Source organism: Vibrio sp., from assembly GCF_050299255.1.
Taxonomy (GTDB): Bacteria; Pseudomonadota; Gammaproteobacteria; order Enterobacterales; family Vibrionaceae; genus Vibrio.
In genome coordinates, this window is the sequence record NZ_JBNKVP010000129.1 from 1 (window position 1) to 5201 (window position 5201).

At 47.6% G+C, this 5201-nt stretch carries 5 protein-coding genes; 4 read left to right on the forward strand and 1 reads right to left on the reverse strand.

The genetic code is table 11. The features are described 5' to 3' along the window. The coding region (locus ACQY6F_RS18060) for a sulfurtransferase (RefSeq protein ID WP_428776434.1) at nt 1–251 on the forward strand (251 nt) is incomplete at its 5' end. Nucleotides 252–256: 5 nt separating this feature from the next. Next, nucleotides 257–2575 (forward strand): bifunctional diguanylate cyclase/phosphodiesterase, encoded by a 2319-nt coding sequence (locus ACQY6F_RS18065; RefSeq protein WP_428776436.1) that lies wholly within the window; start codon nt 257–259, stop codon nt 2573–2575. A 10-nt stretch (nt 2576–2585) separates the two neighbouring features. Here the strand turns inward: ACQY6F_RS18065 and ACQY6F_RS18070 are convergent, their stop codons facing one another. Beyond that, on the reverse strand, nt 2586–3578 hold the full coding sequence (locus tag ACQY6F_RS18070; protein WP_428776437.1) for a sugar-binding transcriptional regulator: 993 nt from the start codon (nt 3576–3578) through the stop codon (nt 2586–2588). A 446-nt stretch (nt 3579–4024) separates the two neighbouring features. Between ACQY6F_RS18070 and tal the strand changes: the two genes are divergently transcribed. Further along, the gene (tal, locus tag ACQY6F_RS18075) at nt 4025–4975 is read left to right on the forward strand and encodes a transaldolase (protein WP_428776438.1); all 951 of its coding nucleotides are present in this window, start codon (nt 4025–4027) and stop codon (nt 4973–4975) included. A 131-nt stretch (nt 4976–5106) separates the two neighbouring features. Then, on the forward strand, nt 5107–5201 hold a 95-nt coding region (locus tag ACQY6F_RS18080), incomplete at its 3' end, for a hypothetical protein (protein WP_428776439.1).

The following is a 5201-nucleotide window of genomic DNA, read 5'->3' on the forward strand; positions in this document are numbered from 1 at the left end:
TGCCGTTTAGCCAGTTAATAGATGGGCACTTACTCAAGCCTGCCGAACAACTGCAACTGGCCTTTGACCAGTTAGCGCTAAGCCGGGACCAGCCCATGATCTTTAGCTGCGGTTCAGGTGTGACGGCTTGTATCCTTTTATTGGCAGCGTATCAGCTGGGAATTGAACGCTTGTCCGTCTACGATGGCTCCTGGACTGAATGGGGCGCAGCGGATCATCTGCCTATTGAAACAGGTCCTAACGGGGATTAAACACGATGATTGGAGCAATGACCCGTTACCATAAAAATTTGTGGATGCTGTACGGCTTCGTTGTGCTGTTGTCTACATCATTGCTCCTTTTTCTGCTACGTGGTTTTTACGTTAGCAATCAGGATCAGTTTAAAGCTAACCAGCTAATTCAGGTTGAACTGTTTGCCGCTTCTTCAGACTCCCTGTTTCGCAGCCAGGCGTCTTTGTTGCAAATCGTCGGGCATCAGTTAACCCAAACGGTTGATCTCAACCAGGACAATATTCATTTCGAGGTCCGTCCCATATTGGCTCAGCTGCTGGAAATTCATCCTTTAATTGGCGGCCTCGCACTGCTATCTCCCTCAGGCGATTATCTGGCAGTTAATTCCATTACCGAGCCTGCCAAATTCGCCAAGTTGCCCAACCTGATGGAGCAAGAGGCCAGCCGCTCCACGTTTATGGAAGCGCTGGCATCGGACCGGTTGGTACTTGGTCACACCTACCGCCATCCCGTACTCGACTTTCTGATATTGCCGGTTCGCAAAACGATTCGAGATAAAAATGACCGGCCAATGGCGGTAATGTCGGCGGGATTAAAACTGAATAGCTCCTCTGTTTTTCATAATCACCTACACACCAGCAATGCTAATCGTGTGATGTTGATTCGCAGCGATTTCTATCCCATTTTCATTTCGGCAGACAAAGTCGAAGACGCTGACTACCAACAACCAGCCTTTCAACCGTTACTCGAGAGCGTGGTCCAGTCTGCCAATCAACAGCTAGGTTTGTCATTGACTGAGCTTAAGCAGGAAGACACTGGTGTTCACGTAAAAGTGGATTTCAACGGTACGGAAGATTTAGTAACAGTTAAATACCTGGCAGAATTTGATGTCTGGGCGATGTCGGATACCCCGACCGAATTCATCAATAGTTATTTTTATCAGGATGCAATTTGGGCTTTTGGTGTGTTTTTCATCGTGCTGCTGATCTTTTTCCTCCTGATTCGTTCAACGGTTAACAATGACAAAGTGGTTAAGGAAAAATTAGTTTTTCAAGCTTCTCACGATGAACTTACCGGTCTACCTAATCGTTACCATTTAAGGACCAGTATTCAAAAATGGCTTACCCGCCCTACCCGGCCATTTGCTCTGTTTTATATCGATATCGATAATTTCAAAAGCGTTAATGATTCGCACGGCCACGATTTTGGTGATCATGTCCTGCAGCAGATAGCCATTCGGCTAACGATGTTTGCCAGCAAAGACCGGCTGCTGGTTCGCCAATCCAGTGATGAGTTCATTCTGCTGCTTCGCGAAACCAAGCATCAGGCATTGGCGGCTATAGCCCAGGAAATTATTGATGTTATTTCGCAGCCATTCACCGTCGAACAGGCGCAATTTTCTATCGGTTGCAGCATAGGTATCGCCTCTTATCCGCATCACGGTTCTTCACTTGATTCACTGCTACGTTGCGCTGATATATCGATGTTTGCCGCTAAGGCAGAAAGGAATTCGTTTAATATTTACAGCGACGTAATGGAGTCAGATCACCTGTTTAAACTGCAGGTGGAACAACATCTGCGTCAGGCAATCGATGACCAGCGACCCTATCTTGTTTACCAGCCTCAGGTACGTCCAAACGGCGAAGTGTATGGCGTTGAAGCACTGGTTCGATGGTACGATGAGAAACTGGGCTTCATTCCGCCGGATGTGTTTATCCCTATCGCTGAACAGTCGGGGCAAATGGTTAAACTTGGCCGGTATATCATCGAAAGAGCAATAGCAGAAGTCACCCAGTTACAAGCCGAGCTTGATATCAGATTCCAGCTCTCCATCAACGTATCCGTAAAGCAGTTTATGCAGGGTGCATTTATTGACCACCTGACTGAGGTTGCAAAAAAGAACCAGTTTAATTTAAGACTGTTAACGGTAGAGATTACTGAGAATCTCTTTATTGAAGATATTGAGAAGTTTAAACCTGTCTGCCAGCGGTTACATCAACTGGGTGTGTGTCTGTCACTAGATGATTTTGGTACCGGCTACTCTTCACTCAGTATGCTGAGAGCATTCCCAATAGACGAACTCAAAATCGACCGTAGCTTTATTGAACATATAGTTGAAGATGAACAATCGCTGCATATAGTACGAAATATTATTGCAATAGGACGTAATTTTAATATGGAGGTGGTCGCTGAAGGGGTGGAAACCGATCAGCAGCGAGAGAAGTTGGTTCAGTTCGGTTGCGATGTACTTCAGGGCTATTTCTATTCCAGGCCGATTAGCCTCAGCGATTTGTCAGACTATATGAAGCAACACTGGCAACTGGAGTTGCTTCAATCCAGCTGAGCTACCGTCACTATTCCGCTATCTGACGCATCTGCTCATCCAGGTTCAATACTGTCAGCGCATTGCTAACACTGGTGGCGATGACATCAATCGCGCCAGTGCGAAGTGCGCCGAGTAGTGCCAGCGGTTTGCTATTCTCTGCCGCGATGGCAACCACTTCAGCGATCAGTCGGTATTCGTTAATACCCAGTCCGATAACCCGGTCATTCATCACTGTATCGGCCACCCGGCCGTGCACGTCAAAGAAATCGTGACCTGCAAAATCGCCAACTACGCCCTGTTGAAGGCGTGACTGCACCACTTCATCCGGCGTAAACCAGCCTAAATCCACCATGTAGCTGTTTTCGCTCATATCGCCGATACCCACCAGGGCAATGTCTGCTTTGCGCGCCTGATCTAATGTGAGCTTCACAGTACTATTTTGCATAAAGGCGGTTTTCTGTTCCGGTGTTTCTGCATAGGCCGGGGCGTATAGGGTCTCTGAACTACCACCATACATTTTGGCAAATTGCCTGCAGATATGATCGGCGTTGAACATACCGCCCCTTGGGTGAATGCCGCCTATGCCACTGACAAATTTACACTCTTTATGGGTGATCACCCCGGTATGGTGGGCCACCGCTGATACGTTGCGTCCTTGACCAACGCTAATCACCATGCCGTTCTTCAGTGTACTGTTAAGATAGTTTGATACCAGCCCCGCCACCTGACTGCGTTGCTGCTCTTCATTCGGTTGGTCTAACGCCACTAATGCCCGCTTAACACCAAAGCGTTCAATTAAACGTTGCTCAATCTTGGCACTGAATACCGGGTGATATTTCACCGTAATCTCTACAATCCCTTCATCACGGGCTTGTTTCAGTAACCGGCCGACCTTAGCCCTTGATATGACGAATTTCTTGGAAATTTCTTCCTGAGTTGCCCCATCCTGGTAATAAGCAACGGCAATTTCAGTGAGCAGATCACTATTGGCCTGGCTGTTATCTTGATTGATTACTGTCATTCAGCTGTTCCTCGGCAAGATTTATCGCGCTAACTAAACCGCTGTCAGGATACTTCACCCAGTGTCTGCAATGCAACATTTGCTCAATACCATTACATATTCTCATCCCGTATCATTACCAAAACAGCCACCGTATTCTGAGCTATCGAACCACGCAACCGTTTACTGCGTGGACATGGGCTAGATGCAAAATTTTTTTGTTGATAAACCTCACCTATCATGGTGATCACGCATTGACAATCTGGCTGTATAAGATAAATATGACCACATCATTTACTCAACAACTGAACATATGTTCAAAGCAAATGTTCATTGCTGACTCAAACGTGCCAAATTCGCGATTAGGAATCAAATTAGTCCGTCGCCAGGTTACGTCGAGAACGCTAGCAGTTTTAACAGACCAGCCCCTTTGAATGGTCTCAGCCCGCAGAATAGGATGATCAATTATGAGCAACAAGTTAGAACAACTTCGCAAACTGACCACAGTGGTTGCCGATACCGGTGAAATTGAAGCTATCAAAAAATACCAACCGGAAGATGCAACGACCAACCCGTCTCTGATCCTTAAAGCGGCACAAATCGCCGAGTACGCACCTTTCATCGACCAGGCTATCAGCTACGCCAAAACCCAAAGCGATGACAAACAGGAGCAAGTACACGAAGCGTGCGACATGCTGGCGGTGACCATTGGTAAAGAAATTCTCAAAACCATTCCTGGCCGTATCTCTACCGAAGTCGATGCACGCCTGTCATACGACACCGAAGGCAGCATCGAAAAAGCGCGTAAACTGATCAAAATGTACAACGATGCCGGCGTACCAAACGACCGTATCCTGATCAAACTGGCCTCTACCTGGGAAGGTATTCGCGCAGCGGAAGTGCTGGAAAAAGAAGGCATCAACTGTAACCTGACTCTGCTGTTCTCATTTGCCCAGGCCCGTGCCTGTGCTGAAGCTGGCGTATTCCTGATCTCGCCTTTCGTTGGTCGTATCATGGACTGGTATAAAGCAAAAGAAGGCCGTGATTTCGCCTCTAATGAAGATCCGGGTGTACTGTCAGTAACTAAGATCTACAACTACTACAAACAGCACGGTTACCAGACTGTCGTGATGGGTGCCAGTTTCCGTAATACCGGTGAAATTCTTGAGCTGGCCGGTTGTGACCGCCTGACAATCAGCCCACAACTGCTGCAGGAACTGGAAGAATCAACCGGTGCAGTAGAAGCTAAACTGGTTGCCACTACAGATGTACAGGAGCGCCCAAGCGCCATGTCCCACTCTGATTTCCTCTGGGAGCACAACCAGGACCCAATGGCAGTGGAGAAACTGGCAGAAGGTATCCGTAACTTCGCTATCGACCAGGGCAAACTGGAAACGATGATCGAAGCAAAACTGTAAGTCAATTTAATGGAAACGCAGGTCACTGGATGGGCAACGGTTTAGGGGGATAAACCACACCTGTTCAGTCGGCCTGCGGATTTCCAGCCAACCGAATTCCCTTTTATTTAGTATTTATCACGGTAATGATTATGGATCGTAAGACTCTAGCTAATGCAATCCGCGCGCTGAGCATGGATGGTGTTCAACAGGCCAACTCCGGCCACCCAGGCGCCCCAATGGGGAT